Origin of the sequence: Microbacterium sp. UBA3486 (assembly GCF_002377845.1) — a bacterium.
Lineage (GTDB): Bacteria > Actinomycetota > Actinomycetes > Actinomycetales > Microbacteriaceae > Microbacterium > Microbacterium maritypicum_A.
Genome location: NZ_DFQP01000036.1, coordinates 1 through 1,139 on the forward strand (window position 1 = coordinate 1; position 1,139 = coordinate 1,139).

The following is a 1,139-nucleotide window of genomic DNA, read 5'->3' on the forward strand; positions in this document are numbered from 1 at the left end:
GACTGGATGGAGCAGGAGAAGGAGCGCGGTATCACCATCACCAGCGCTGCCGTCACGTGCTTCTGGAACAAGAACCAGATCAACATCATCGATACGCCGGGCCACGTCGACTTCACCGTCGAGGTGGAGCGCTCGCTCCGCGTGCTCGACGGCGCGGTTGCCGTGTTCGACGGCAAGGAGGGCGTCGAGCCCCAGTCGGAGACCGTCTGGCGTCAGGCTGACAAGTACGGCGTGCCCCGCATCTGCTTCGTCAACAAGATGGACAAGCTCGGCGCCGACTTCTATTTCACCGTCGACACCATCATCAACCGCCTCGGCGCCAAGCCGCTCGTGATCCAGCTGCCCATCGGCGCGGAGAGCGACTTCATCGGTGTCGTCGACCTGATCGAGATGCGTGCACTGGTCTGGGCCGGAGACGCCAAGGGTGATGTCACCATGGGCGCCTCCTACGAGATCCAGGAGATCCCGGAAGACCTCAAGGAGAAGGCAGCGGAGTACCGCCAGCAGCTCCTCGAGACCGTCGCCGAGACCGACGACGCGCTGCTCGAGAAGTTCTTCGGTGGCGAGGAGCTCACGGTCGCCGAGATCAAGGGCGCGATCCGCAAGCTGACCGTCGCGAGCGAGATCTACCCGGTGCTCTGCGGTTCCGCGTTCAAGAACCGTGGCGTCCAGCCGATGCTCGACGCGGTCGTCGACTACCTCCCGAACCCGCTCGACGTGGGCTCGATCGAGGCACACGACCCGAAGGACTACGACACGATCATCGAGCGTCACCCCGACGCCAATGACCCGTTCGCTGCCCTCGCGTTCAAGGTCGCCGTGCACCCGTTCTTCGGTCGCCTCACCTACGTGCGCGTCTACTCGGGTCACCTGGACTCCGGTTCTGCGGTCGTCAACTCGACCAAGAACAAGAAGGAGCGCATCGGGAAGATCTTCCAGATGCACGCCAACAAGGAGATCCCGGTTCCCTCGGTCACCGCCGGAAACATCTACGCGGTCATCGGCCTCAAGGACACCACCACGGGTGACACCCTCACCGACCCGACGGCTCCGGTCGTCCTCGAGTCGATGACGTTCCCCGAGCCCGTCATCGAGGTCGCGATCGAGCCGAAGACCAAGGCCGACCAGGAGAAGCTGGG

1 protein-coding gene is annotated in these 1,139 nt (G+C 63.9%); it reads left to right on the top strand.

Annotation, left to right across the window (positions count from 1 at the left end; translation table 11 throughout):
• On the top strand, positions 1-1,139 hold a 1,139-nt coding region (locus B2869_RS04360; protein WP_292763269.1), incomplete at both ends, for an elongation factor G.